The sequence below is a fragment of the Streptomyces sp. NPDC051219 genome, assembly GCF_040682335.1.
Classification (GTDB): Bacteria; Actinomycetota; Actinomycetes; order Streptomycetales; family Streptomycetaceae; genus Streptomyces.
The window spans coordinates 18,531-43,803 of sequence record NZ_JBFBAS010000021.1 but is presented as its reverse complement, the minus strand read 5'-3'; the positions used below and the strand labels follow the sequence as shown (position 1 = coordinate 43,803).

Sequence of the window (25,273 nt, the reverse complement as noted above, 5' to 3'; positions counted from 1 at the left end):
GGCCGCGTCCATCCCGGGATGAGGCTCCTCCCCTTTACCGCTGCCCCGGCGCCGGACGCCTGTGCGATGCTCGGCGACGTGGAAACCAGGTCTGTCAGCCCCGTGTTCGTCGGCCGAGCCGACGAACTGACCGTGCTCACCGAAGCCCTCTCCCGCGCAGCCGCGGGAGAGCCGCAGGCGCTGCTCGTGGGCGGTGAGGCGGGGGTGGGCAAGACCCGGCTCGTCGAGGAGTTCCTCGCGGCGGCCTGCCGCGGGGACGCCGTCGTGGCGGTGGGAGGCTGCGTCGAAATCGGCTCCGAGGGGCTGCCGTTCGCGCCGTTCTCCACCGCCCTGCGCGCCCTGCGCAGGCAGCTCCCGCAGGAGCTGGCAGCCGCCGCCGGCCAAGAGGACGAACTGGCCCGGCTGCTGCCCGAACTCGGCGAGGCCCCCAGGGGCCCCCACCAGGAGGAGAGCACCGCCCGCCTCTTCGAACTCACGGTGCGCCTCCTCGAGCGCCTCGCCATGGACCGTACGGTCGTGGTCGCCCTGGAGGACCTGCACTGGGCGGACGCCTCCACGCGCCATCTGCTCGCCTACCTCTTCCGTACCCTGCGCCGTGGCCGGCTCGTCGTCATCGCCACCTACCGGGCGGACGACATCCACCGGCGCCATCCGCTGCGGCCGCTGCTCGCCGAACTGGACCGGCTGCGCACGGTGCAGCGCATCGAACTGTCCCGGTTCAATCGCGCGGAGGTCCGGCGCCAGCTGGCCGGAATCCTCGCCGTCGAGCCCGAACAGGCTCTGGTGGACGACGTCTTCACCCGCTCCGACGGCAACGCCTTCTTCGTCGAGGAGCTCGCCTGCTGCATCGGGACCCGCTGCCGTCCGGGCCTGAGCGACTCCCTGCGCGATCTGCTGCTCGTACGGGTCGAGGCGCTCCCCGAGGACGCCCAGCGGGTGGTCCGGATGGTCGCCGAGGGCGGCTCCGCCGTCGAGTACCCTCTGCTGCTCGCCGTCGCGCGCCTGACCGAGGACGAGCTGATCGAGGCGCTGCGCTCCGCGGCCGGAGCCAACATCCTGAACGCCACGGCGGACGGCGACGGCTACCGGTTCCGGCACTCCCTCGTCCGCGAGGCCGTCAGCGACGACCTGCTTCCGGGAGAGCGGTCCCGCATCAACCGGCGGTACGCGGAGGCGCTGGAGGCCGACCCCTCGCTCGTACGGGCCGACGAGCGGCCCATCCGGCTGGCCAGCTACTGGTACTACGCGCACGACACCGTGAAGGCGCTGCCGGCCGTACTGGAGGCGTCGGTGGCCGCGCGCCGGCGGCATGCGTATTCCGAACAACTGCGCCTGCTGGAGCGCGCCATGGACCTGTGGGAGGACGTGCCGGCCGAGGTCCGCCAGGCCCTGCGCCCGGTGGACTACGCCGAGGCCTACCCGCCCTGCGGCTGCCACCCGGAGACCACCCCGCTGCGCCATCTCGATCTGCTGGCGGAAGCAGCGGTCGCGGCCCGCCTCGGCGGGGAGCGGGAGCGGGCCCTGATGATCACCAAGAAGGCGTTGCGGCGGCTGGACGGCGAGAACGACCCGCTGCGCGCCGCCTGGTTCTGGACCGAGCGGTCGAAGCTGGTGCAGAGCCTGGCGCGCGGCGACGGCTGGGCCGAGCTGGGCACCGCCCAGGAGCTGGTCCGGGGTCTGCCGCCGTCGGCGGTGCACGCCGGGGTGCTGGCGGATGTGGCGAGCTGGGGGCACCTGCACGCCCCCGGGCCCGACAGCCTCGCGGCGGCCGAGCGGGCCGTGGAGTACGCGCGGCTGGTCGATGCCGAGGAGATCGAACTGACCGCGAGGCTGACCGTGGGCGCCCTCCTCGCCGACGCCGGCGACATCGACGCCGGTCTGGCCGAGATGTACGCGGTCAAGAACCGGGTCGTCGAACTCGGCCTGTTCAGTCAGGTCGGCCGCAGCCATGTGAACCTGCCGTCCACCCTGGAGTCCCTCGGGCGGTCCCAAGAGGCCGTGCAGATCGCGGCGGAGGGCATCGAGCTGTCCCGGAAGTACGGGCTGCTGGACGTGGAGGCGTGGGCGCTCGGCAACATGACCGAGTCGCTCCTCGCCCTCGGGCGCTGGGACGAGGCGGCCGAGCGTGTCCAGCGCCTCCAGGCGGTCGCGCAGAGTGCCAAGCCGCGCGGAGCTGCGGCCTGGCAGCTGGCCGAGCTGGCATTCGCCCGCGGGGAACTCGCCGAGGCGGGGCAGCAGTTGACGGCCGCCCACAAGCACTACGGCAGCCATGACCCGATGCCTCAGCATGCTCTGCCGCTGTCCCGGCTCGCCATCGGCCTCGCGGCTGCGGAGGGCCGCATCCTCGATGCCCGCACCGAGCTCGAACGCACCCTGGAAGGGGGCTTCGCTCCCGGCACCCACCGCTACGGCTGGCCGCTGCTGCTCACCGCCGCCCGCGCGGAGGCGGAGGCACGCGGGCTGCCGGCTGCCGAGGCCGGGAGGCCCGGCATCCTGGCGCTGATCCGTGCGGCGGCGCGGCGGCTGGCAACTCCCGTACCGATGTGGACGGCACACGCCCTGTACGTCGCGGCCGAACTGGAACGCGCCGAAGGACACAACTCCGTGGACCGCTGGACCGAGGCGGCCACCGCCCTGACCCCGCTCGAGCGCCCGTACCTGCTTGCCCACGTACGCCTCCGGCTGGCGGAGGCGTTGCTGTCGGCCGATGCCAACGGGAACGCCCGGGGCACCGCGGCCGAACTGCTCCGGCAGGCCGACGCCGCCGCGGAGCGGTTGCGCGCCCGCCCGCTGCGGGAGGACATCGCGCTGCTCGCCCAGCGGGCCCGGCTTCCGCTGGCCGCCGCCCCCGAAGGGGCCGAACAGCCGGCGGACCCGGCCGAGGCCCTCGGCCTGACCAGCCGGGAGCGGGACGTGCTGCGCCTGGTCGCGGTGGGCCGCACCAATCGCCAGATAGCCGAGAAGCTGTTCATCTCCCCGAAGACGGCGAGCGTCCATGTGTCCAACATCCTGGCCAAGCTGGGGGTGGCCGGTCGCGGTGAGGCGGCGGCCCTCGCGCACCGCCTACGGCTGTTCAGTCCTGTGGAACCGACTGCCGAAGCCGTATGACGACCATCGCCGGAGGCGAGGGCTATGGGATCGTTCCCCGGGTCGGGGTCGTTCAGATCGACCCCCTTGTCAGCTTCAGGCGCCTGCGCTCCTCGTCGGTGTGCCTGCCCCCTGGAGTGAACAGTTCCTCGATCGGATTGAACACCGCTCCCACCCCCACGACTCGCTCGTAGTCACTGCACCCGCAGATTCAGAATCCGGTCGTCGCCCTGCTCCGGCGACCCACGCCGGTCCGTCTCGCTCGTCACCAGCCACAGCTTGTCGCCGCCCGCCGCCACCACCGTGCGCAGCCGCCCGTACTCTCCTGCGAGGAACGGCTGCGGTTCGGCCAGAGCTTTCGTACCGTCCAGAGGGACGCGCCACAGGCGCTCGCCCTTCAGGCCCGCCATCCAGATGGAGCCCTCGGCCCACGCGATTCCGCTGGGCGACGCCTCGTCCGTGGTCCACTGGGCCACCGGGTCGACGAAGCCCGCCTTTCCCGCCTTGCCCTCGGCCTCCGGCCAGCCGTAGTTCTTGCCCGGCTCGATCAGGTTGAGCTCGTCGTACGTGTCCTGCCCGAACTCGGCGGCCCAGAGCCGCTTCTCCGCGTCCCAGGCCAGCCCCTGCACATTGCGATGCCCGTACGAATAGACCACCGAGTCCGCTTCCGGATTGCCGTGGACCGGCTCGCCGTCGGGGGTCATGCGCAGGATCTTGCCGCCGAGCGACTTCTTGTCCTGGGCGAGCCCGGTGTCGCCCGTCTCGCCCGTTCCCGCGTAGAGCATCTTGTCCGGGCCGAAGGCGATCCGCCCGCCGTTGTGCACAAAGCCCTTGGGAATGCCTCTGAACACTGTGTCGGGGGCGCCCAGTTGCTGCCCCGCGGGCTTCTTCTCGTCGTACAGCATGCGGGCGATGCGGTTGTCGGACTCGGTGGTGAAGTACGCGTAGACCAGGTGGTCCGAGGCGTACGACGGGGAGAGCGCCAGGCCCATGAGGCCGCCCTCGCCGCCGGGGGCCACTCCGGACACCGAGCCGATCACGGTCTTCCGCCCGCTCTTCGCGTCGATCCGGGTGATCGTCCCCTCGTCCCGCGAGGCGGTCAGCAGATCGCCCTCTGGCAGCGGAGCCAGGCCCCACGGCGAGGCGAGGCCCGTGGCGACCTCGCCGGCCACCGCCACGGAGCCCTTCGCCGGCGGCAGAGAGGCGGAGCCGCCGGAGCCGCCAGTGGCCGGCGGCGACTGGGCCGCGGAGGTCGTCCGGTTCTCCGGGCTGCCGGGCGGGTCGTTGCTCCCGGAGGAGCAGCCCGCGGCAAACAGCAGTACGGAAGTGGCCATCACGGCCGTCACAGCAGAGCGTCGCACGGTCAGTCCCTCTCGTCCGCCTGGCTTCAGCACATCACACGAACAAGTACACCGCTCGCGCCGCAGAGGTTCCCTGCTTTGTTCACCTCGCTGGCCCGCCGACCACGTCGCCGGGGTCAACGTGCGCAACCGTGCACGCTCGGCGTGGGTTCTCGTCAACGGACCCGTACCACAAAGGACCTGAACACCTCCTTTCGCTGGTAGATGCGCCCCGTGACCGTCCTGCCGTAGTGGGCAGTCGGGAGCGTGACTAGGTGCAGACGACCGAGCCAGCAAGCTCGGTCGTCTACGGCCGAGAAGTTGACGCAGTCGGATCATGCGCCGGTTCCATCGGGCCCCGCGCCCGCTCCAGGGGCGGCGGCGTCACTCCCAGGACTCCCGGGCGGGCGGCAGCCCGGCGATCTCCGCCAGATCCGCGTCCGTCAGCCGGACACCGTCCGCGCCCGCGTTCTCCACCGCCCAGCGCTCCCGTTTGGCGCCGGGAACCGGTACCACGTGCCGCCCCCGCCCGAGCACCCACGCCAGCGCCACCTGTGCCGGAGTCGTGCAGTCGCCGTGCCGCTCCGCGACCCGACGCAGCCCGGCCACCACCGGCTGGTTCGCCGCCATCACCTCGGCCGTGAACCGCGGATGCCTGGCCCGTACGTCCTGCGGCTCGAAACCCTGGCCCGGGGTCAGCGTCCCGGTCAGAAACCCGTTGCCCAGCGGCATCGCGGCGAGAAAGCCCACCCCCCGCGCCTCGCACCACGGCAGGAGCGCGTCCAGCGCTTCCGGCGACCACACCGAGAGCTCTGCCTCCACCGCGCTCACCGGGAAGACCTGCTGCACTCGCTCCAATTGCCGGATCGTTCCGTCATGCACCCGCGCACCGGAGCGGCGCGGAGCCCGCGCCCCGACGGCGCACAGCCCCAGCGCCCGGACCTTTCCGGCGGTCACCAACTCCGCCATCGCGCCCCAGGTCTCCTCGACCGGCACCTCGGGGTCGGCGCGGTGCAGCTGGTAGAGGTCGATCACATCGGTCTGGAGTCGGCGCAGCGAGGCGTCGCAGGCCCGCTTCACGTAGCCGGGGCGGCCGTTGGCCACGATGTGCTGATCGCCCACGAGCAGGCCGCACTTGGTGGACACGAACGCTTCCGACCGCCGCTCCCTGAGCACCCGGCCGAGCAGCAGTTCATTGGTGAAGGGGCCGTACATGTCCGCCGTGTCGAGGAGCGTCGAACCCCGGTCGAGCGCGGCGTGCACGGTGCGCAAGGACCGCTCGCCGTTCTGCTGCGAAGCGGTGTAGGCCCAGTTCATCGGCATGCAGCCAAGACCGACGGCGCCCACTTCGAGCGCTGCCGCCCCGATTATCCTGCGCTCCACCTGCCCGTACCCCTCCCTCTGCCGCCCCCAAAACTAACCTCTGAGGTCCGGGCCGCTTCGCATAGCCTCCTGACCATGACTTCAGACGTGTGGCTGCCGATTCCGGCCGACGAGATTGACGGCCTCCCCGCGGGTTTCGACTATCGCTTCTGGGACGGCGGCAAGGACTTTCCCGCAGACCCCGCCGACTGCGCTTTCTATGTGGTGCCGTACATGAAGGGGCCGGAGATCGCGGTCCGGCCGCTGGCCGCGATGACGTCCGTACGTGTCGTACAGACCCTCTCGGCCGGAATCGATCACGTGGAGCCCGGACTCCCCGAACTCGCCGCGGGTGTACGCCTGTGCAATGCCCGCGGTGTCCACGAGGCCAGCACCGCCGAACTCACCCTCGCCCTGGTCCTCGCCTCGCTGCGGGGCATCCCGGGTTTCGTCCGCGGGCAGGACCGGGAGGACTGGCGGTCCGGCTTCTATCCCGCGCTCGCCGACAAGTGCGTGCTGATCGTCGGTTACGGATCGATCGGCGCCGCCATCGAGGACCGGCTCGCACCCTTCGAGTGCGCGCGGGTGGCGCGCGTCGCGCGCTCCGCCCGCACCACAGAGCGCGGCCCGGTGCACGCCCTTTCCGATCTGCCGGCGTTGCTTCCGGAAGCCGATGTCGTGATCCTCTCCACCCCGATCACGGAGCAGACGAAAGGCCTGGCGGGAGCCGACTTCCTGGCCCGGATGAAGGACGGGGCCCTGCTGGTGAACGTCGCCCGCGGCCCCGTGGCGGACACCAAGGCACTGCTGGCCGAACTGGAGTCCGGCCGGCTGCGCGCCGCCCTCGATGTGACCGACCCCGAACCGCTTCCGGCGGGGCACCCGCTCTGGCACGCTCCCAACGTCCTCATCAGTCCCCACGTCGGCGGCAGCACTTCGGCGTTCATGCCGCGTGCGAAGCGTCTGCTGGCTGCTCAGCTGACGCGGTTCGCGGCGGGGGAGCCGTTGGAGAACGTCGTACTGACCACGGGATAGGGGCAGCGGGTCGGACACGCTCCGCATCCGTTCAGAAGCGCCGAGTCGCCTCAACTCCCCTTTTAGTCACGGAGAGTAGAGAAACTATGTCCCTGAGTGACGAAACTGGTGTATCGTCCCGAGCAAGGGGCTGCGCCACGATTTGTACGGCGCTGGGGTGTTGATCGGACCGCAAGGGGGGCGACGGGCGATGCACGGCCAATGGACGAACGATCCGACGCGGCAGGGCCGCCGACGCTGGCGCGCTCCGACCCTCAGACACAAGCCTCCGGCGGTGCCCGTCAGGGCTGCCCGGTGAGCGCCCCCGGAGCGCTGCTGAGCCGGCGTCCGGTGCCCCGCGGCGGGAAGAGCCTCGTCGCCCAGCTCATCCTGGCGCTGGTGTGCGGCGGCTATGCGGCGGGCGCCGCACTGGGCTGGGGTTCCCAGCAACTCGCCTTGATCATGGGGGACTTCGGCCTGAGTGCTGCCGCGCTGCTCGCCGCTGTCTCCTGCTACCTCTACGCGCGCACCAACGAGAGCCGGTTCCGGCCGGCCTGGCTGCTGTTCGCGTTCTCCTCCTTGATGGCGTCCGGTGGCAACGCTGTCTGGGGCTGGTACGAGGTGGTGCTCGGGCGCGAGATGCCCAGTCCCTCGCCCGCCGATCTCTTCTTCCTCTGCTTCGCGCCGCCGGCCATCGTCGGGCTGCTCGTGCTCGCCAAGCGGCCGGTCACCAGGGCCGGCTGGGTCTGCCTCGTGCTCGACTCCTGGCTGATCGGCGGCTCGCTGCTGACCCTCTCCTGGAGCCTCGCACTCGCGCACACCGCGCAGTCCGAGGGAGGCGAGAGCGTTGCGCACACGGCACTGTCGCTCGCGTATCCCCTGCTGGACATCGTGCTGGTTTCGATGGTCCTCGCCCTGCACTTCCGGCGGTCGAACGCCAACCGGTCCGCGATCAACACCGCCATCGCCGCGCTCGCCCTGACCGTGCTCTGCGACGCGCTGTTCACCTCGCCGCTGTTCCGCGAGTCCTACCGCTCGGGCCAGCTCCTCGACGCCGGCTGGTTCGCCGGCTCGCTGCTCCTCGCGTACGCCCCGTGGGGCGCCCGGCGAGCGCTGCACGGCGGGGACGGTGCCGGGTACCACCTCCGCGCCCCCCGCCACCACAGCCGCCCGATCACCGGCTCGCTGCCCGCCCTCACGCCGTACCTCGCGGCCGCCGTCTGCACCCTGGGCATCCTCTACAACGTGATCGACGGCCGCCGTGTCGACCGGGTGGTGGTCTTCACCGCGTGCACGGTCGTTCTGGCCCTGGTGGTACGGCAGGGCATCATGCTCGTCGACAACATCGCACTCACCCAGGAGCTGGCCCAGAAGGAGAACCACTTCCGCTCCCTGGTCCAGGGCTCCAGCGATGTGATCATGATCGCCGCGCCCACCGGGATACTGCGGTACGTCAGCCCGGCCGCCACCGGCGTGTACGGGCGGGAGGCCGAGGATCTGGTCGGGTCCGAGCTCTCGACGCTCATCCATCCCGAGGACCTGGGCCGGGTCGTCCACGAGGTCCGGCGGTTTCTGGCCGCCCCACCCTCGGAGGAGCCCACCACCCGGATCGAGTGCCGCTTCAAGTCGGGCTCCGGCGAATGGCTCAACGTCGAGTCCACGGTCAACCGCCATCAGGGCGGCCTGATCCTCAACAGCCGCGACGTCACCGAACGGGTCCGCCTGCAGGCCCAGCTGCAGCACAACGCCGAGCACGACCCGCTCACCGACCTGCCCAACCGGGCCCTGTTCACCCAGCGGGTCCGGCAGGCCCTGGCCGGCCGGAGAGCCTCGGACCCCGGCACGGCCGTGCTGTTCATCGACCTCGACGGCTTCAAGGCGGTGAACGACTCCATCGGCCACCAAGCCGGCGACGAGCTGTTGATCCAGGCAGCCCGCCGCCTCCAGGACTCGGTACGGGCGGGGGACACCGCGGCCCGTCTCGGCGGTGACGAGTTCGCCGCTCTCATCCTCGGCGACGGAGGCCGCGACCGCAGCGCCCGCGAGTACCAGGTGCACGAGATCGCCGACCGGCTGCGAGTCACGCTGTCCAAGCCGTACCGGATCGGCGGCAGCGACGTCCGGGTCGCGGCGAGCATCGGGGTCGCCTTCGCCGACGAGGGCATCACTCCCACTGACCTCATGCGCAACGCCGACCTGGCGATGTACCGGGCCAAGGCGGGCGGCAAGGACCGAGTCGAGCTGTACGCGCCGCAGATGCAGGCCGACGTCGTACGGCGGGCGGAGTTCGCCACCAAGCTGCGCACCGCGCTCCACGACGGCGAGTTCGCGCTCCTCCACCAGCCGGTCGTCTCACTGGCGGACGGCCGGATCGCCGCCGTCGCCGCCCAGGCACGCTGGAGGTCGGCCCAGGGAATCCTCTTCACCCCGGCCGAATTCCTGCGGGTCACCGACAGCGCGGAGGCCGCGGAGGGCTCACGCACCGCCGAGCTGGGCCGCTGGCTCCTCGAGGAGGCCGTCGAGCAGGCCGCCGAGCGCCACCGTGCCGGTCGGGAGGTCCCCGTGTCCGTCCGGATGTCCGCCCAGCGGCTACTGGACCGGGCCATGCCCCGCGGTTCGGTCGAGGCACTGCTCACCCGGCACGGGCTGCCCTCCGGCGCTCTGGTCATCGAGCTGGCGGACAGCGACCCCCGCGTGCCGTTCGACGAGCTGGAGCGGCGTCTGGTGGCGCTGCGCAGGCTGGGCGTACGGATCGCGCTGGACGGCTTCGGCAACGGCTATGCGGCGATCAGCGCGCTGCGCAGGCTGCCGGTCGACGTGCTGAAACTGGACCGCGGGCTGGTGGAAGGGGTGGTGGAATCAGCCAGACTTCACAAGATCACTTCCGGGCTGCTGCGCATCGCGAACGATCTCGGCATGCAGTCCGTCGCGGACGGCGTGGACCTTCCGGAGCAGGTCGTCGTCCTGCGCGGGATGGGGTGCACACACGGCCAGGGGATGGCCTTTTCCGGGCCGCTCGACGAGTACCGGCTGCGACGCGCCCTGGTCCGTGGCGAGTTCCCGGTGCCCGGTGCCGCTCCTCTGCCGGCCCTGGCCGGGGGCTCGCTGCCCGTGCGCCATGGCTCAAATAATGAGACGCGCGTCCCACCCACTTGACACGCCCCGCGCGCCGGGGGGAAGGTCAGTGCCATGCGCACCCGAATTCTCGTACTTGGAAAGCGCGTCGGCTGAGCAGGGCCATATGGAATCCCTGCAGACCCCTCCCGGCGCGCTCCCCTCGCTTGCCTCCCGGCACGAGGGGTTTTTTGTTGCACTGGCACCACTGCCAAATCGATAGAACTCCTCGCAAAAACCCTCAGCTTCGAGAAGAGAATGCCGATGACCGAGCAGGCCACCGGGGCCCACCATCCGCAGCCGCGGGCCCGTACCGGCGGACACCAGACCGCTGCGACTGAGCACGTTACGGGCGCGCAGTCCCTCATCCGCTCTCTCGAGGAAGTGGGGTGCGACACCGTCTTCGGCATCCCGGGCGGCGCGATCCTCCCCGCCTACGACCCGATGATGGACTCCGAGCGGGTCCGGCACATCCTCGTCCGCCACGAGCAGGGCGCCGGACACGCCGCCACGGGCTACGCCCAGGCCACCGGCAAGGTCGGCGTGTGCATGGCCACCTCCGGCCCCGGCGCGACCAACCTGGTCACCCCGATCGCCGACGCCCACATGGACTCCGTCCCGCTGGTCGCGATCACCGGCCAGGTCTCCTCCAAGGCCATCGGCACGGACGCCTTCCAGGAGGCGGACATCGTCGGCATCACGATGCCGATCACCAAGCACAACTTCCTGGTCACGAAGGCCGAGGACATCCCGCGGACAATCGCGGAGGCGTTCCACATCGCCTCGACCGGCCGTCCCGGCCCGGTCCTCGTCGACATCGCCAAGGACGCCCTCCAGGCGCAGACGACCTTCAGCTGGCCGCCCACCCAGGAGCTGCCCGGCTACCGGCCCGTCACCAAGCCGCACGCCAAGCAGATCCGCGAGGCCGCCAAGCTGATCGTCCAGGCCAAGCGGCCCGTGCTGTACGTCGGCGGCGGTGTCATGAAGGCCGGCGCCACCGCCGAGCTGAAGGTCCTGGCCGAGCTCACCGGAGCGCCCGTCACCACCACCCTGATGGCGCTCGGCTCCTTCCCCGACAGCCACCCGCTGCACGTGGGAATGCCCGGCATGCACGGTGCGGTCACCGCCGTCACCGCGCTGCAGAAGTCAGACCTGCTGATCGCCCTCGGCACGCGCTTCGACGACCGCGTGACCGGCAAGCTGGACAGCTTCGCGCCCTTCGCGAAGATCATCCACGCGGACATCGACCCGGCCGAGATCGGCAAGAACCGCGCCGTGGACGTCCCGATCGTCGGCGACGCCCGAGAGGTGATCGCCGATCTGGTCCAGGCCGTCCAGGCAGAGCACAGTGAGGGCCACACCGGCGACTACACCGCCTGGTGGAAGGACCTCAGCCGCTGGCGCGACACATACCCGCTGGGCTACGACCTGCCGGACGACGGCAGCCTCTCGCCGCAGCAGGTCATCGAGCGCATCGGCAAGCTCGCCCCCGAGGGGACCATCTACGCGGCCGGCGTCGGCCAGCACCAGATGTGGGCCTCGCACTTCATCCAGTACGAGCAGCCCGCCACCTGGCTGAACTCCGGCGGCGCCGGGACGATGGGCTACGCGGTCCCGGCCGCGATGGGCGCCAAGGCCGGTATGCCGGACCGTACGGTCTGGGCGATCGACGGCGACGGCTGTTTCCAGATGACCAATCAGGAACTGGTCACCTGCGCGCTGAACAACATCCCGATCAAGGTCGCGATCATCAACAACGGCGCGCTCGGGATGGTCCGTCAGTGGCAGACGCTCTTCTACAACCAGCGCTACTCCAACACCGTGCTGCACTCCGGCCCGCAGGCCAGCGGCAAGGAGCCCAGCGCCGGTACCCGCGTCCCGGACTTCGTCAAGCTGTCCGAGGCCATGGGCTGTGTCGCGATGCGCTGTGAGGACCCGGCGGACCTGGACAAGGTCATCGCCGAGGCCAACGCCATCAACGACCGCCCGGTCGTGATCGACTTCATCGTCCACGAGGACGCCATGGTGTGGCCGATGGTCGCCGCCGGCACCTCCAACGACGAGGTCATGGCAGCCCGGGGCGTCCGCCCCGACTTCGGCGACAACGAAGACGACTGAGAAGTCCGAGAGAGAAGACCGAGAGAGACCGCCACCATGTCCAAGCACACGCTCTCCGTCCTGGTCGAGAACACACCGGGCATCCTGGCCAGGATCGCCGCGCTGTTCTCCCGCCGCGGCTTCAACATCGACTCGCTCGCCGTCGGCGTCACCGAGCACCCCGACATCTCCCGCATCACCATCGTGGTTAATGTCGAGGACCTGCCGCTGGAGCAGGTGACCAAGCAGCTCAACAAGCTGGTCAACGTCCTGAAGATCGTCGAACTCGAGCCGGGCGCTGCGATCCAGCGCGAGCTCGTTCTGGTGAAGGTGCGCGCCGACAGCGAAACGCGCTCCCAGATCGTCGAGATCGTCCAGCTCTTCCGCGCCAAGACCGTGGACGTCTCCCCGGAGGCCGTCACCATCGAGGCCACGGGCGGGGCGGACAAGCTGGAGGCCATGCTCAAGATGCTGGAGCCGTACGGCATCAAGGAGCTCGTCCAGTCCGGCACGATCGCCATAGGGCGAGGCGGTCGCTCCATCACGGACCGCAGCCTGCGGGCGCTCGACCGCAGCGCCTGAGTCCGCCGGGTCCGCCGACTCCGCCCGTATGGCGAGACCTCAGAACTTCCTATCCGATCCCGCCGTACGGTGGGAAGTAACACCAGCACACATAGGAGAAAACCCAGTGGCCGAGCTGTTCTACGACGACGATGCCGACCTGTCCATCATCCAGGGCCGCAAGGTCGCGGTCATCGGATACGGCAGCCAGGGCCACGCCCACGCGCTGTCGCTCCGTGACTCGGGTGTCGACGTGCGCGTCGGTCTGCACGAGGGTTCCAAGTCCAAGGTCAAGGCCGAGGAGCAGGGCCTGCGTGTGGTGACTCCGGCCGAGGCGGCCGCCGAGGCCGACGTCATCATGATCCTCGTCCCGGACCCGATCCAGGCCCAGGTCTACGAGGAGTCCATCAAGGACAACCTCAAGGACGGCGACGCCCTCTTCTTCGGCCACGGCCTGAACATCCGCTACGGCTTCATCAAGCCCCCGGCCGGCGTGGACGTCGCGCTCGTCGCCCCCAAGGGCCCGGGCCACCTCGTCCGCCGCCAGTACGAGGAGGGCCGCGGCGTTCCGTGCATCGCCGGTGTCGAGCAGGACGCCACCGGCAGTGCTTTCGAGCTCGCGCTCTCGTACGCCAAGGGCATCGGCGGCACCCGGGCGGGCGTCATCAAGACGACCTTCACCGAGGAGACCGAGACCGACCTCTTCGGCGAGCAGGCCGTCCTCTGCGGTGGCGCCTCGGCGCTCGTCAAGGCGGGCTTCGAGACCCTCGTCGAGGCCGGCTACCAGCCGGAGATCGCTTACTTCGAGTGCCTCCACGAGCTGAAGCTGATCGTGGACCTCATGTACGAGGGCGGCCTGGAGAAGATGCGCTGGTCGGTCTCCGAGACCGCCGAGTGGGGCGATTACGTGACCGGTCCCCGCATCATCACGGACCAGACCAAGGCCGAGATGAAGAAGGTCCTCGCCGAGATCCAGGACGGCACCTTCGCCAAGAACTGGATGGACGAGTACCACAACGGTCTGCCCAAGTACAACGAGTACAAGAAGGCGGACAGTGACCACCTGCTGGAGACCACCGGCAAGGAGCTCCGCAAGCTCATGAGCTGGGTCGACGACAACGACGCGTAGGCCGTACGGACGGGGCCGCGGCATCGCAGCCGCGGCCCCTTGTCCACAGCGGCCAACCACGGACGGGTGATCCTTCCGGAGGGGCGGAAAAGATGGCCCGTTCCGCCACTAGACTGCTCAGCACATACGCGTCAGGCCCACAGTGTCGTGCGTCTTCTACGCGGCTAGCCCCCTCCACCGCCTGCGGCCGTCGGGACGGCCGTCCGCACTGGACTTGTGAGGACTCACGTGAGCTCGAAACCTGTCGTACTCATCGCTGAAGAGCTGTCGCCGGCCACCGTCGACGCGCTGGGGCCGGACTTCGAGATCCGGCACTGCAACGGTGCCGATCGCGCGGAGCTGCTGCCCGCCATCGCAGATGTCGACGCGATTCTCGTACGCAGTGCCACCAAGGTCGACGCGGAGGCCATCGCCGCCGCGAAGAAGCTGCGGGTCGTCGCCCGCGCGGGTGTCGGTCTGGACAACGTCGACGTCTCCGCCGCCACCAAGGCCGGCGTGATGGTCGTGAACGCACCGACGTCCAACATCGTCACCGCCGCCGAGCTGGCCTGTGGCCTGCTGGTCGCCACCGCGCGCAACATCCCGCAGGCCAACACCGCCCTCAAGAACGGCGAGTGGAAGCGCTCCAAGTACACGGGCGTCGAGCTGAGCGAGAAGACGCTGGGCGTCGTCGGTCTCGGCCGGATCGGTGTCCTGGTCGCACAGCGCATGTCGGCCTTCGGTATGAAGATCGTCGCGTACGACCCCTACGTGCAGCCGGCCCGAGCCGCCCAGATGGGCGTCAAGCTCCTCACGCTCGACGAACTGCTCGAGGTCTCGGACTTCATCACCGTCCACCTGCCCAAGACGCCCGAGACGCTCGGTCTCATCGGCGACGAGGCGCTGCACAAGGTGAAGCCCTCGGTCCGGATTGTCAACGCCGCGCGCGGCGGGATCGTCGACGAGGCGGCGCTGGCCAGCGCGCTCAAGGAGGGCCGGGTTGCCGGCGCGGGCCTCGACGTCTATGCGAAGGAGCCCTGCACGGACTCCCCGCTGTTCGAGTTGGACCAGGTCGTCTGCACTCCGCACCTCGGCGCCTCCACCGACGAGGCCCAGGAGAAGGCGGGCATCTCGGTGGCCCGTTCCGTACGCCTGGCCCTCGCCGGTGAGCTCGTGCCCGACGCGGTCAACGTCCAGGGCGGAGTCATCGCCGAGGACGTACGCCCGGGCCTGCCGCTCGCCGAGAAGCTCGGCCGCATCTTCACCGCACTCGCGGGCGAGGTGGCGGTCCGCCTCGATGTCGAGGTGTACGGAGAGATCACCCAGCACGACGTCAAGGTGCTCGAACTCTCCGCCCTGAAGGGCGTCTTCGAGGACGTGGTCGACGAGACCGTCTCGTACGTGAACGCTCCGCTCTTCGCGCAGGAGCGCGGCGTGGAGGTCCGCCTCACCACCAGCTCCGAGTCCCCGGACCACCGCAACGTGGTCACCGTCCGCGGCACCCTGGCGGGTGGCGAGGAGGTCGCGGTGTCCGGCACGCTGGCGGGCCCCAAGCACCTGCAGAAGATCGTCGCGGTCGGCGATTACGACGTGGACCTGGCGCTCGCCGACCACATGGTCGTGCTGTCCTACAGCGACCGCCCGGGTGTGGTCGGCACGGTCGGCCGGATCCTCGGCGAGGCGGGGCTGAACATCGCCGGTATGCAGGTCTCGCGCGCGGAGGAGGGCGGCGAGGCACTCGTCGTGCTGACCGTCGACGACACCGTGCCGCCGTCCGTCCTGGCGGAGATCGCCGAGGATATCGGCGCGACGTCGGCCCGGACGGTCAACCTCACTGACTGACCGGCGCGTTCCGCCGTGTACGTACGCCTCAGGGCCCGGGAGACTGGGCCCTGAGGCGTTCTCGCACCCGTCGGGGCGTGGGGTGCCCGGCCTCAGCGGTCCGTCAGACGGTGATGACGACCTTCGCGCGCGCGTGCTCCACTTCGAGGTACCGGATCGCCTCGGGCGCCTCGCTCAACGGGTAGGTCCGGTCGATGACCGGGGTGACCTTTCCGGGCTCGACGAGTTCCCTCAGCGCCGCCAGGTTCTCCTTGTTCGGCGTCGCCGTGAGGACGAGCAGCCGTTGGCTGACGAAACGGGACAGCACCTGCCCCCTGAGGATGAGACCCATCGGCCCGACCAGACTGCCACCTTCGGACACGCCGCCGCCGGAAAGAACGAGCGTCCCCTCCGGTGTCAGCGCGCGCCGGCACTCGGTCAGCGAGCGGTTCCCCACCAGGTCGAGCACGACGTCGTACCGCCGTCCGTTCCGGGTGAAGTCGTCCCGGGTGTAGTCGATGACGTGGTCCGCGCCCATCGAGCGGACCAGGTCCATGTTTCTCGTACTGCACACGCCGGTCACTTCCGCCCCGAAGGCCTTGGCGATCTGTACGGCGAACGTCCCCACACCGCCTGACGCCCCATTGACCAGGACCTTCTGCCCCGGCTCCACCCGCCCCAGATCGCGCAGGCCCATGAGTGCGGTATTCCCCGCCAGGGGCACCGCGGCCGCCTGCTCGAACGTCAGGTTGGCCGGTTTCCGTTCCAACACGTCGTCCGAGGCACACACGTACTCGGCGAAAGCCCCGTCGGCCTCGCCGAATACCTCGTCACCGGGACGGAACCGATTCACCGCCTTGCCCACCGCTTCCACCCGACCCGCGAAGTCCGTGCCCCGGATCTTCGCCTTCGGCCCGCTGAACCCGAGCACCAAGCGCGCCAGGTACGGGTCACCCCGCATGAGATGCCAGTCGCGCGCGTTCACCGCGGCCGCTCGGACCCGTACCAGCACCTCGTGGTCGGCGACCACCGGCTTGTCGACCTCCCTGAACTCCAGAACATCAGGTGAGCCGTACCGGTCTTGGACGATCGCCTTCATCACGCCTCCGTGACGCACGAGTTCGGTGCGGAATGGATCGGCTGACCGGAAGATCAGCGCTACTCGTGACGGTAGGCGAGCGGCCTCTGTGCGGGCATCGGGGACAATCCCTAGGGTCTCGTTCGGATCAGGCCGGACCCCGCGAGCCCGGCAGGATCCGAACGGGCTTACAGCCGCGCCGCCTTCAGGGCCATGTGCAGCAGAAGCCGGTCCTCACCCTCGTCCAGGTCCAGGCCCGTCAGCTGTTCCACTCGCGAGAGCCGGTAGTACAGCGTCTGCCGGTGGATGCCCAGGGCCGCCGCCGCGCGGCCCGCCTGGCCCGCGTGGTCCAGGAACACCTCGGCGGTGCGTGCGAGTTCGGCGTGGGCCGGCCCCAGCAGGGTGCGTACGGCACGGTCCCGCGCGGGGTCCACCGGCAGTGCCGTGAGCAGCCGGTACGGGCCGATCGTCGCCCACTCCGCGACCGGGCCGAGGCGTGGCTGCGCCGCCGCCGCGCGGGCGGCAGCCGTCGCCTCCTGCCATGCGGCGCCGAGGTCGTTGAGCCCGCGTCGGGGGTCGGCGACTCCGACGGTGGCCGGCCCGCCGGCCGTGGCGAGCAGCCGGGTCGCGGCGGTGTGGGCGGGGCCGAGCACGTCGGCGGAGCGCAGGCGCACCAGTACGGCCAGCGCTCGGCCCGTCCCGGCCGTCGTCCCGTCCACCCTCGCGGCCGTCCGCGCGTCCGTCCCTCTTTCCGCCCGTGGGTCGGGTTCGGCGCCGGGGCCGGGCACGCCCCACGGGGTGACGCACACCGCCGCCGAGCCGGGCACGCCTCGCGCGCCCTCCGGGGCGTCGCCCTGCCACGGTGCGACACACACCACCGCGTGCAGCATGTCCGCGTTCGGGCCCAGAGCCGCCCGCAGCGCCGCCACCGCCATGTCGCGCTGCCAGCCGCGCCCCGCGGTGAGTACCGCCCGGAACTCCCGGGACAGGGCCGCGCCCGCCTTCGCCTCGTCGGCCAGCAGAGCCCCGATGCGGGACGCGACCTCCATGGCCGCGGCAAGCTGCTCCGGGGCCGGGCCCGGTTCCGCGTCCAGCAGCCATACGTAACCGTGGACGACCCCCCGATGGCGTACGGGCAGGCAGATCCGGCCGCGGAACACCCCGGCGTCCGGCGCCGGCGGGATTCGTATCGGCCCGGTCGCGCGGGCGATCCCGAAGCCTTCGAACCAGGCCCGCACCGCCGCCGTCGACTGCCGCGTCAGGATCGAACGGGTCCGGACAGGGTCCATGGCGAGGTCGTCGTCGCTGTCGTGGGCGCCGAAGGCGATCAGCCGGAAATCCCGGTTCTCCAGGGTCGCGGGAGCCCCGAGCAGCGCCGAGATCTCGTCGACCAGTTCCTGGTAGTCACCCTGCACCCCGCCATTCTCGCACCCCCTTCAGACATATGTCTGAGATCCCGGACGCGGATGCGTGACAGCTGTCGATGGCAGACGATCGGAGCGATCCTTAGGTTTCACGGTGGTTCTCCGTGCCGTACGGAATTCGTATCGATCTGTTCCGCTCGCGGCCTTGTCCGTTCTCTCCGTGGAGGTGCCCCGTGCTGGGTCCCGTGCTCCTCGCCGCTTCGCGCAGCGACAGCATCCGCCGTATCGTCTCGGCGGCACCGGTCACCCGCCCTGTGGTGAACCGTTTCGTCGCCGGCGAGCGGCTCGACGAGTCCATGACCGCCGTCCTGGCGCTGGCCGGCCGCGGCATGGAGGTCACCCTCGACCACCTCGGCGAGGACATCACCGACCCGGCCGAAGCCCTCCGTAACCGCGACGCCTACCTGGCTCTCGCCGGCGCCCTCGCCCCGCTGGGACTGGGCGTCCAGGCGGAGATGTCGGTCAAGCTCTCCGCCTTCGGCCAGGCGCTGCCCGGTGGCCACGAGCTCGCGCTCAAGAACGTCACCCCGGTCGTCGAGGCCGCCGCCGAGATCGGCACCACGGTCACGCTCGACATGGAGGACCACACCACGGTCGACTCCACCCTCGCGATCCTCGCCGAGCTGCGGCAGCGCTTCCCGCAGACGGGCGCGGTCGTCCAGTCGTACCTCTTCCGCACCGAGGACGACTGCTACGCGCTCGCCGGGGAAGGCTCCCGCGTGCGCCTGGTGAAGGGCGCCTACAAGGAGCCCGCCTCCGTGGCGTACCAGGACAAGGCCGAGGTCGACACGGCGTACGTCCGCTGCCTGAAGATCCTCATGGCCGGCGGTGGCTATCCGATGATCGGCTCGCACGATCCGCGGATGGTCGCCATCGGCCAGGAGCTCGCCAGACGATACGGTCGCAAGCTCGACGAGTACGAATTCCAGATGCTGTACGGCATCCGGGAGGCCGAGCAGCAGCGCCTCGTCGCCGAGGGCCACCGGATGCGCGTCTATGTCCCGTACGGCACCGACTGGTACGGATACTTCATGCGCCGCCTCGCGGAGCGCCCGGCCAACCTCGCCTTCTTCCTCCGCTCGCTCGTCAGCCGCGGCTGAACCCTCTACCACCTAAGGAGATTCGGCACTCATGGACGCTGTGACCCAGGTCCCCGCGCCGGTCAACGAGCCGGTGCACACCTACGCGCCCGGTTCCGCCGAGCGCATCCGCCTCGAGGCCAAGCTCAAGGAGCTGGCCGAGAACCCCATCGACCTTCCGATGACCATCGGCGGCGTGCAGCGGATGGGCGGCGGCGAGCGTTTCGACGTCGTGCAGCCGCACAACCACAAGGCCGTCCTCGGTACGTACGGCAACGCCACCGCCCAGGACGCCCAGGACGCGATCGACGCCGCGCTCGCCGCTGCTCCGGCCTGGCGCGCGATGGCGTTCGACGACCGCGCCGCGATCATCCTGCGCGCCGCCGAGCTCCTGTCCACCACGTGGCGCGAGACGCTGGCCGCGTCCACCATGCTCGGCCAGTCGAAGACCGTTCAGCAGGCCGAGATCGACACCCCCTGCGAGCTCATCGACTTCTGGCGCTTCAACGTGCACTTCGCGCGCCAGATCCTCGCCGAGCAGCCGGTCGCCAACTCCACCGGCGTGTGGAACCGCAGCGACCACCGCCCGCTGGAGGGCTTCGTCTACGCGATCACGCCCTTCAACTTCACGGCGATCGCCGGCAACCTGCCGACCGCGCCCGCCCTGATGGGCAACGTGGTGGTCTGGAAGCCGTCCCCGACCCAGACGCACGCCGCGGTCCTGCTCATGCGGCTGCTCGAGGAGGCCGGCCTGCCCAAGGGCGTCATCAACCTCGTCACGGGTGACGGCCTGGCCGTCTCCGAGGTCGCCCTGGAGCACCCGGAGCTCGCCGGTATCCACTTCACCGGCTCGACGAAGACCTTCCAGTACCTCTGGAAGACCGTCGGCAACAACATCGACAAGTACAAGTCCTACCCGCGCCTCGTCGGCGAGACGGGCGGCAAGGACTTCGTCGTCGCGCACCCGTCCGCGGACCGCGCGATCCTGCAGACCGCCCTGACCCGCGGCTCGTTCGAGTTCCAGGGCCAGAAGTGCTCGGCGTCCTCGCGTGCCTACATCCCCGCCTCCATCTGGAACTCCGGCTTCAAGGAGGAGTTCGCGGCGGAGGTCGACGGCATCGCCATGGGTGACGTCACCGACCTGACACAGTTCATCGGCGCCGTCATCGACGAGCGCTCGTTCGCGAAGAACAAGGCCGCGATCGACCGCGCCGCCGAGGACCCCACCTGCACGATCGTCGCGGGCGGCACGTACGACGACTCGGTCGGCTACTTCGTGCGCCCCACCGTCATCGAGTGCACCGACCCGGAGAACGAGGTTTTCACGACCGAGTACTTCGGCCCGATCCTCGCGGTCCACGTCTACGAGGACGACCAGTTCGACGCGATGCTGGCCCAGATGGAGTCCGTCTCGGCGTACGCCCTGACCGGCGCCGTCATCGCGCAGGACCGCGCCGCGGCCGCCGACATGATGGAGAAGCTCCGCTTCGCCGCGGGCAACTTCTACATCAACGACAAGTCGACCGGTGCCGTTGTCGGCCAGCAGCCGTTCGGCGGCGGCCGCGCCTCGGGCACCAACGACAAGGCGGGCGCCGCGTCGAACCTGATGCGCTGGACCTCGACGCGCTCCATCAAGGAGACCCTGGTCCCGCCGACCGACTACCGCTACCCGCACATGGGCTGACGCCAGCCAGTCCCACCCCGGTGACCCCCGCCCCCGCTCCGGCCCCCCCACGCCGGACCGGGGGCGGTTCACGTCGGTGCGCCGTGGCGTCAGACCTTCCGCCAGCGGGCCATCGCGAACGAGAAGAGGCCGAACAGCGCCAGGCCCGCCGCGACCGCCACCAGCAGCCACGGGCCGACGGGCGTGTCCGCGAACGAGCGCAGCGTGTCGTCGATGCCTTTGGCCTTATCGGGTTCGTAGCTGACCGCCGCCTGGACCGCAAACCCGCCCACCGCCGCGAAGACGAGGCCGCGGGCGACGCCGCCCACCACACCCGTCACGTCCACCGCCTGCCGCGTCCGCCGCGACATCTCGCCCAGCTTCAGGTGCTCGTGGTACTTGCGCATGGCCGCCCGAACGCCGATCCAGACGCCCGCGATCGCGATGCCCAGTCCCGTGAGGCCCACCAGCCACTGACCGCCGGGCAGCTCCAGCGCCTTGGCCGTCACGTCCTGGGACTGCTGGTCGCTCGATCCGCTCCCCTGGTCGCCGGCGGCGAAGGCGAGTACGGAGTAGGACATCACGCCGTAGAGGATGAAGCGCCCCGCCGACAGCAGCCGCTTGCCCGGCTTGTGGCCGTCCGGGCCGGCCGCGCCGAACAGGGCCTCGGACAGCCGCCACAGCGCCATGCCGGCGAGTCCGATTCCCACGGCCCACAGGACGACCGATCCCATCGGCTTCCCGGATATCTCCGTGAGTGCGCCGCCCTTGTCCGCCTCCTTCCCGCCCTGCCCGAAGGCGATCTGCAGGGCGAGCAGGCCGACGAGGAGGTAGATCAGTCCGCGGGCGATGAAACCCAGGCGGGCTGCCGCTTCCATGGCGGAACTGTTGGCGGCCCGCCGGGCCGTAAGTGTGGTCATGGAGGGCGTGTGCCCCCGTCAGCCGGAGGCGAACTCCGCGAGCGTGCGCTCGTAGTGGCCGCCGAAGCCGATCCGGGTGAGGTGCTTGAAGCGGAACGCCGAAGGAGTCTGCGCCCAGCGCGCCTCGGGATCGACCTTCAGTACGCCGAAGCTCTTCGCGCGGTAGCCGACCGGGCGGCCGACCCAGCAGGAGTCGGGGGCGCGGTTCTCCTCGTGGAAGGCGTGCGCGGCCGGGGTCGGCGAGGCCGACCTGACGGCGGTCCGGGCGAGGCTCGAGGCGTCGGCTGCACCTGGGAGAGTGGGTGCATGACTGAGGCCGCACCTGCCGAGCCGCTGCGTACCGCCCATACCTACGAGCTGACCCCGGCCGCGCTCCAGGAGATCCGGGTCCTCCTGGACGCCGCGTTCGACGGCGACTTCAGTGACCAGGACTGGGACCACGGGCTGGGCGGTATCCACACGTTCGTACGGGACGCCCACGGCCTCGCCGCGCACGGGAGCGTGATCCAGCGCCGGTTGCTGCACAGGGGCCGGTCGTACCGCGTCGGCTATGTCGAGGCGGTCGCCGTGCGTGCCGACCGCCGTCGGCAGGGGCTGGGCACGCGGGTGATGGACGCGCTGGAGAAGGTGATCGACGGGGCGTACGCGCTGGGGGCGCTTTCCGCGTCCGACGACGGAGCCGCGCTCTACACGGCGCGTGGCTGGGCGCTGTGGTCCGGCCGGATCTCGGCGCTGGGGCCGGACGGCATCGTCCCGCTGCCGGCCGAGGAGGACTCCACGTACCTGCGTCCGGCAGCGGGCGGGCTGCTCCCGGACCCCGCCTCTGAGCTGCTCTTCGACTGGCGGGACGGGGATCTGCTGTAGGACGTGCGTCCTGCCGGTGTCCGCTCCTCGAAGCCGTGCACCGTCGCCCGGCGGCCGTACCGCCCGGGCCACGAGTTGACCGTCAGGACTCCTTGGCGCCTGTGAGGACGTCCCGCTTGACCGCGTACCAGCCCAGCAGGCCGCCGATCGGAGCGGCGACCGCGGCGCCGATCAGGATGGCCGTGACGTTCGCGCCCCGGCCGACGGCGTATGCCGTCAGCGCGGCGCACAGGACGACGGCCACCAGTGTGGCCACCAGCTGCTTGCGGTAGCCGCCGCTGAGGAAAAGCCGGCGGCCGGGTGCCTCGGGCGGGGTCTCGATCACGGCCGCCGGTCCCGCGCTCGCCGCCTTGGGCCGCTTGAAGTACTGGAAGTACAGCCACTGGCCGCAGACTTCCCAGCCTTCGGGCGCGAGGGCCTCCGTCATCGCGGTGCGGTCCTTGATCCCCGTGACTTCGCGCCTGTACTCCCAGCACATGGCGGCTTCCGGGTCGCGGCGGCTGACGAAGCGGCCGAGCCGGTCTATGCGTTCGACCTCCCAGCCCTGGTCCCCGTACGCGTTGAGGTGCTTGCGGTCCACATAGATGTCGGCGGTCCACTTCCACGTCTCCGCCTCGGCGACCGGTTCTCCGGCCGGCGCACCGCCGGCCAGCCTTGCGGCGAACTCCCCGGCCGGACCGAACTCCTCATGCGCGGCCGTCCCGGTCTCCGTGAGGTAGCCACGGAGATCGGCAAGGGTCGCCGACACGGCCGGCTCGGCCATACCGCCCTTCAGCAAAGCGGTGGCGAGTGCGTCGAAGTAGTCGGTGGTCTCGGTCATGACGGTCCCCCTGTGGTCAGCATGGATGTGACGGCCTTGTTGAACTCCAGCCAGGACGCGCCCTGTTCGGCCAGCGCCCGGTGCCCGGCGTCGGTCATCCGGTAATAGCGCCGTCCGGGGCCGCGCTCGGCGGCCCGGAACTCCCCGGCGACCAGTCCGGCTTCCTCGAGCCGGTTCAGGACGGGATAGAGCGTCCCGCCCTTGATCTCGCCGAGGCCGGCGGCGGCCAGCGACTTGGAGATCTCGTAGCCGTAACTCTCGCCTCCGGTGAGGCAGGAGAGGACGAGGAGGTCAAGGACGCCCTTGAGCCAGCTGGATCTGCGGTGTGCGGCCATGCCAGTATTCCAGCACTACCTAGTTAGGAATGCAACCTAGGTGGTGTTGGTGGCTATGGCCGTCTCAGATAGTAGGAAGTCCGAGTAATTGTAAAGACAGACAGCCTCCATTGACTTAGCGTTGTAGAAGCCGAACGTCTCGCTCGATCCAGCGAATGGCGGTCGTGAGTCCGTGCCCCCGAGCAGGCAACCCCTGCGGCACGCTCCCCGCCCCTTCCGGCGCCTCGAAATCATCCTCGTGATCTCAAGGAGTCGATCACCATGCCCGAGACGACCGTCCGCCGCGTCCGCCACACGCCCCGTACGAGCGAGACCGAGCGCAAGAACGCCGCCGCCGCCCTGCAGCGGGCCCTCGACCGCAGGGACAACGGCGGCTCGACCGGTCACTGACCGCCCTCGACGGAGCTTCCGCCGACGGTCACGTCCGAATGGCGGACGGCTGATGTCATTCACTGGGACGCGGAGTTAGGGTGCCGACATGTCTCGCAGCCTCAATCTCGCAGTGATCCCCGGTGACGGCATCGGCCAGGAAGTCGTGGCTCAGGGCCTGAAGGTCCTTGCCGCGGCGCTCCCGCAGGATGTGAAGCTGGAGACCAAGGAGTACGACCTCGGCGCCCGGCGCTGGCACCGCACCGGGGAGACTCTCCCGGACGCGGAGCTCGACGCCCTCAAGCAGCACGACGCGATCCTGCTCGGCGCGATCGGTGACCCCTCTGTCCCGTCCGGCGTCCTCGAGCGCGGGCTGCTGCTGAAGCTGCGGTTCGCCTTCGACCACTTCATCAACCTGCGCCCGTCGAAGCTGTTCCCCGGCACGGCGACCCCGCTGGCCGGCCGCCACGACATCGACTTCGTCGTCGTCCGTGAGGGCACCGAGGGCCCGTACACCGGCAACGGCGGCTCGCTGCGCACCGGCACCCCCGCCGAGGTCGCCACCGAGGTCAGCGTTAACACCGCCTACGGCGTGGAGCGGGTCGTCCGCGACGCGTACGAGCGCGCCAACGCCCGCTCCCGAAAGAAGCTGACGCTCGTCCACAAGAACAACGTGCTCGTGTACGCGGGCCACCTGTGGAAGAACATCTTCGACCGGGTCGGCCGGGAGTACCCCGAGGTCACCACCGATTACCTGCACGTCGACGCCGCGACGATCTTCTTCGTCACCCAGCCCGAGCGCTTCGACGTCATCGTCACCGACAACCTCTTCGGCGACATCCTCACCGACCTCGCCGCCGCCGTCACCGGTGGCATCGGGCTCGCGGCCTCCGGGAACATCAACCCGACGGGCGCCTTCCCGTCGATGTTCGAGCCCGTTCACGGCTCCGCGCCCGACATCGCGGGCCAGGGCAAGGCCGACCCCACCGCGACCGTGCTGTCCGTCGCGCTCCTGCTGCGGCACCTCGGTTACGGTACCGAGGCGGCCCGGATCGAGGAAGCGGTCGCCGCGGACCTCGCCGAGCGCCGGGGATCCCGTACGACCGACGAGATCGGCGACGCGCTCGCGGTACGCGTAGCGAGCTGACCCGCGCGAACGTCTCTCAGCCGCCGGGTCGACGACCCGGCGGCTGTGCTTTGCGGCCCCCGGGTGCCAC

20 protein-coding genes and 1 pseudogene are annotated in these 25,273 nt (G+C 70.4%); 12 read left to right on the top strand and 9 right to left on the bottom strand.

Annotation, left to right across the window (positions count from 1 at the left end):
* Positions 1-18: 18 nt before the first annotated feature.
* Entirely contained in the window at positions 19-3,108 is a 3,090-nt protein-coding gene (locus AB0M62_RS22745; protein ID WP_366076107.1) for an AAA family ATPase, read from the top strand.
* A gap of 8 nt (positions 3,109-3,116) precedes the next feature.
* Here AB0M62_RS22745 and AB0M62_RS22740 read toward each other — a convergent pair.
* The 3 genes and pseudogenes from AB0M62_RS22740 to AB0M62_RS22730 form a co-directional block, all read right to left on the bottom strand.
* Positions 3,117-3,253, bottom strand: a pseudogene (locus AB0M62_RS22740) (DUF6191 domain-containing protein); the annotation flags it as partial.
* Positions 3,254-3,281: 28 nt separating this feature from the next.
* Positions 3,282-4,421, bottom strand: coding sequence for a PQQ-dependent sugar dehydrogenase (locus tag AB0M62_RS22735; protein ID WP_366076167.1), 1,140 nt, complete (start codon positions 4,419-4,421; stop codon positions 3,282-3,284).
* A gap of 390 nt (positions 4,422-4,811) precedes the next feature.
* On the bottom strand, positions 4,812-5,810 hold the full coding sequence (locus AB0M62_RS22730; RefSeq protein WP_366076106.1) for an aldo/keto reductase: 999 nt from the start codon (positions 5,808-5,810) through the stop codon (positions 4,812-4,814).
* Positions 5,811-5,885: 75 nt separating this feature from the next.
* On the opposite strand from AB0M62_RS22730, the gene AB0M62_RS22725 reads away from it, so the two are divergent.
* The 6 genes from AB0M62_RS22725 (at position 5,886) to serA (ending at position 15,525) form a co-directional block, all read left to right on the top strand.
* Complete coding sequence (locus AB0M62_RS22725) at positions 5,886-6,824, top strand: 2-hydroxyacid dehydrogenase (RefSeq protein ID WP_366076105.1); 939 nt, start codon at positions 5,886-5,888, stop codon at positions 6,822-6,824.
* A gap of 294 nt (positions 6,825-7,118) precedes the next feature.
* A complete protein-coding gene (locus AB0M62_RS22720) occupies positions 7,119-9,959 on the top strand; it encodes an EAL domain-containing protein (RefSeq protein ID WP_366076166.1) in 2,841 nt (946 codons plus the stop codon).
* A 216-nt stretch (positions 9,960-10,175) separates the two neighbouring features.
* Positions 10,176-12,035, top strand: a complete 1,860-nt coding sequence (locus tag AB0M62_RS22715) for an acetolactate synthase large subunit (protein ID WP_366076104.1) — start codon at positions 10,176-10,178, stop codon at positions 12,033-12,035.
* Between the two features lie 36 nt (positions 12,036-12,071).
* The gene (gene ilvN / locus AB0M62_RS22710) at positions 12,072-12,596 is read left to right on the top strand and encodes an acetolactate synthase small subunit (RefSeq protein WP_254369629.1); all 525 of its coding nucleotides are present in this window, start codon (positions 12,072-12,074) and stop codon (positions 12,594-12,596) included.
* A 106-nt stretch (positions 12,597-12,702) separates the two neighbouring features.
* Positions 12,703-13,704, top strand: coding sequence for a ketol-acid reductoisomerase (ilvC, locus tag AB0M62_RS22705; protein WP_366076103.1), 1,002 nt, complete (start codon positions 12,703-12,705; stop codon positions 13,702-13,704).
* 228 nt (positions 13,705-13,932) lie between these two features.
* On the top strand, positions 13,933-15,525 hold the full coding sequence (serA, locus tag AB0M62_RS22700) for a phosphoglycerate dehydrogenase (protein WP_366076102.1): 1,593 nt from the start codon (positions 13,933-13,935) through the stop codon (positions 15,523-15,525).
* Between the two features lie 103 nt (positions 15,526-15,628).
* Here the strand turns inward: serA and AB0M62_RS22695 are convergent, their stop codons facing one another.
* Together AB0M62_RS22695 and AB0M62_RS22690 are read right to left on the bottom strand one after the other, a co-directional pair.
* Complete coding sequence (locus AB0M62_RS22695; RefSeq protein WP_366076101.1) at positions 15,629-16,603, bottom strand: NAD(P)-dependent alcohol dehydrogenase; 975 nt, start codon at positions 16,601-16,603, stop codon at positions 15,629-15,631.
* Between the two features lie 167 nt (positions 16,604-16,770).
* On the bottom strand, positions 16,771-17,997 hold the full coding sequence (locus tag AB0M62_RS22690) for a helix-turn-helix domain-containing protein (RefSeq protein WP_366076100.1): 1,227 nt from the start codon (positions 17,995-17,997) through the stop codon (positions 16,771-16,773).
* Between the two features lie 182 nt (positions 17,998-18,179).
* Here AB0M62_RS22690 and AB0M62_RS22685 point away from each other — a divergent pair, with 182 nt between their 5' ends.
* Complete coding sequence (locus AB0M62_RS22685) at positions 18,180-19,106, top strand: proline dehydrogenase family protein (RefSeq protein ID WP_366076099.1); 927 nt, start codon at positions 18,180-18,182, stop codon at positions 19,104-19,106.
* 31 nt (positions 19,107-19,137) lie between these two features.
* Positions 19,138-20,769 carry an L-glutamate gamma-semialdehyde dehydrogenase gene (gene pruA, locus AB0M62_RS22680; protein WP_366076098.1) on the top strand — a complete coding sequence of 544 codons (1,632 nt, stop codon included), beginning with the start codon at positions 19,138-19,140 and terminating at the stop codon, positions 20,767-20,769.
* A gap of 89 nt (positions 20,770-20,858) precedes the next feature.
* Here pruA and AB0M62_RS22675 read toward each other — a convergent pair whose 3' ends face one another.
* Positions 20,859-21,668, bottom strand: a complete 810-nt coding sequence (locus AB0M62_RS22675; RefSeq protein WP_366076097.1) for a DUF1206 domain-containing protein — start codon at positions 21,666-21,668, stop codon at positions 20,859-20,861.
* 18 nt (positions 21,669-21,686) lie between these two features.
* Positions 21,687-22,016, bottom strand: a complete 330-nt coding sequence (locus tag AB0M62_RS22670; RefSeq protein WP_366076096.1) for a hypothetical protein — start codon at positions 22,014-22,016, stop codon at positions 21,687-21,689.
* Here AB0M62_RS22670 and AB0M62_RS22665 point away from each other — a divergent pair.
* Positions 21,975-22,532, top strand: coding sequence for a GNAT family N-acetyltransferase (locus tag AB0M62_RS22665; protein ID WP_366076095.1), 558 nt, complete (start codon positions 21,975-21,977; stop codon positions 22,530-22,532). The two genes, AB0M62_RS22670 and AB0M62_RS22665, sit on opposite strands and share 42 nt — an antisense overlap.
* 82 nt (positions 22,533-22,614) lie before the next feature.
* Here the strand turns inward: AB0M62_RS22665 and AB0M62_RS22660 are convergent, their stop codons facing one another.
* Positions 22,615-23,352: a DUF2812 domain-containing protein gene (locus AB0M62_RS22660; RefSeq protein ID WP_366076094.1), complete on the bottom strand. Its 738-nt coding sequence runs from the start codon at positions 23,350-23,352 to the stop codon at positions 22,615-22,617.
* Positions 23,349-23,687 (bottom strand): PadR family transcriptional regulator, encoded by a 339-nt coding sequence (locus AB0M62_RS22655; protein ID WP_366076093.1) that lies wholly within the window; start codon positions 23,685-23,687, stop codon positions 23,349-23,351. The genes AB0M62_RS22660 and AB0M62_RS22655 overlap by 4 nt, the downstream gene beginning before the upstream one ends.
* Positions 23,688-23,948: 261 nt before the next feature.
* Here AB0M62_RS22655 and AB0M62_RS22650 point away from each other — a divergent pair, with 261 nt between their 5' ends.
* Positions 23,949-24,077, top strand: coding sequence for a hypothetical protein (locus AB0M62_RS22650; protein WP_366076092.1), 129 nt, complete (start codon positions 23,949-23,951; stop codon positions 24,075-24,077).
* An 88-nt stretch (positions 24,078-24,165) separates the two neighbouring features.
* Positions 24,166-25,203, top strand: a complete 1,038-nt coding sequence (locus AB0M62_RS22645; RefSeq protein ID WP_366076091.1) for a 3-isopropylmalate dehydrogenase — start codon at positions 24,166-24,168, stop codon at positions 25,201-25,203.
* Positions 25,204-25,273 lie beyond the last annotated feature (70 nt).

Excerpts from the sequence above, each read along its gene's own strand:
- AB0M62_RS22745 (WP_366076107.1), top strand. The coding sequence starts at position 19 with ATGAGGCTCCTCCCCTTTACCGCTGCCCCGGCGCCGGACGCCTGTGCG.
- AB0M62_RS22735 (WP_366076167.1), bottom strand. The coding sequence starts at position 4,421 with ATGGCCACTTCCGTACTGCTGTTTGCCGCGGGCTGCTCCTCCGGGAGC.
- AB0M62_RS22725 (WP_366076105.1), top strand. The coding sequence starts at position 5,886 with ATGACTTCAGACGTGTGGCTGCCGATTCCGGCCGACGAGATTGACGGC.
- AB0M62_RS22715 (WP_366076104.1), top strand. The coding sequence starts at position 10,176 with ATGCCGATGACCGAGCAGGCCACCGGGGCCCACCATCCGCAGCCGCGG.
- ilvN (WP_254369629.1), top strand. The coding sequence starts at position 12,072 with ATGTCCAAGCACACGCTCTCCGTCCTGGTCGAGAACACACCGGGCATC.
- AB0M62_RS22695 (WP_366076101.1), bottom strand. The coding sequence starts at position 16,603 with ATGAAGGCGATCGTCCAAGACCGGTACGGCTCACCTGATGTTCTGGAG.
- pruA (WP_366076098.1), top strand. The coding sequence starts at position 19,138 with ATGGACGCTGTGACCCAGGTCCCCGCGCCGGTCAACGAGCCGGTGCAC.
- AB0M62_RS22675 (WP_366076097.1), bottom strand. The coding sequence starts at position 21,668 with ATGACCACACTTACGGCCCGGCGGGCCGCCAACAGTTCCGCCATGGAA.
- AB0M62_RS22665 (WP_366076095.1), top strand. The coding sequence starts at position 21,975 with ATGACTGAGGCCGCACCTGCCGAGCCGCTGCGTACCGCCCATACCTAC.
- AB0M62_RS22670 (WP_366076096.1), bottom strand. The coding sequence starts at position 22,016 with ATGGGCGGTACGCAGCGGCTCGGCAGGTGCGGCCTCAGTCATGCACCC.
- AB0M62_RS22660 (WP_366076094.1), bottom strand. The coding sequence starts at position 23,352 with ATGACCGAGACCACCGACTACTTCGACGCACTCGCCACCGCTTTGCTG.
- AB0M62_RS22655 (WP_366076093.1), bottom strand. The coding sequence starts at position 23,687 with ATGGCCGCACACCGCAGATCCAGCTGGCTCAAGGGCGTCCTTGACCTC.
- AB0M62_RS22650 (WP_366076092.1), top strand. The coding sequence starts at position 23,949 with ATGCCCGAGACGACCGTCCGCCGCGTCCGCCACACGCCCCGTACGAGC.
- AB0M62_RS22645 (WP_366076091.1), top strand. The coding sequence starts at position 24,166 with ATGTCTCGCAGCCTCAATCTCGCAGTGATCCCCGGTGACGGCATCGGC.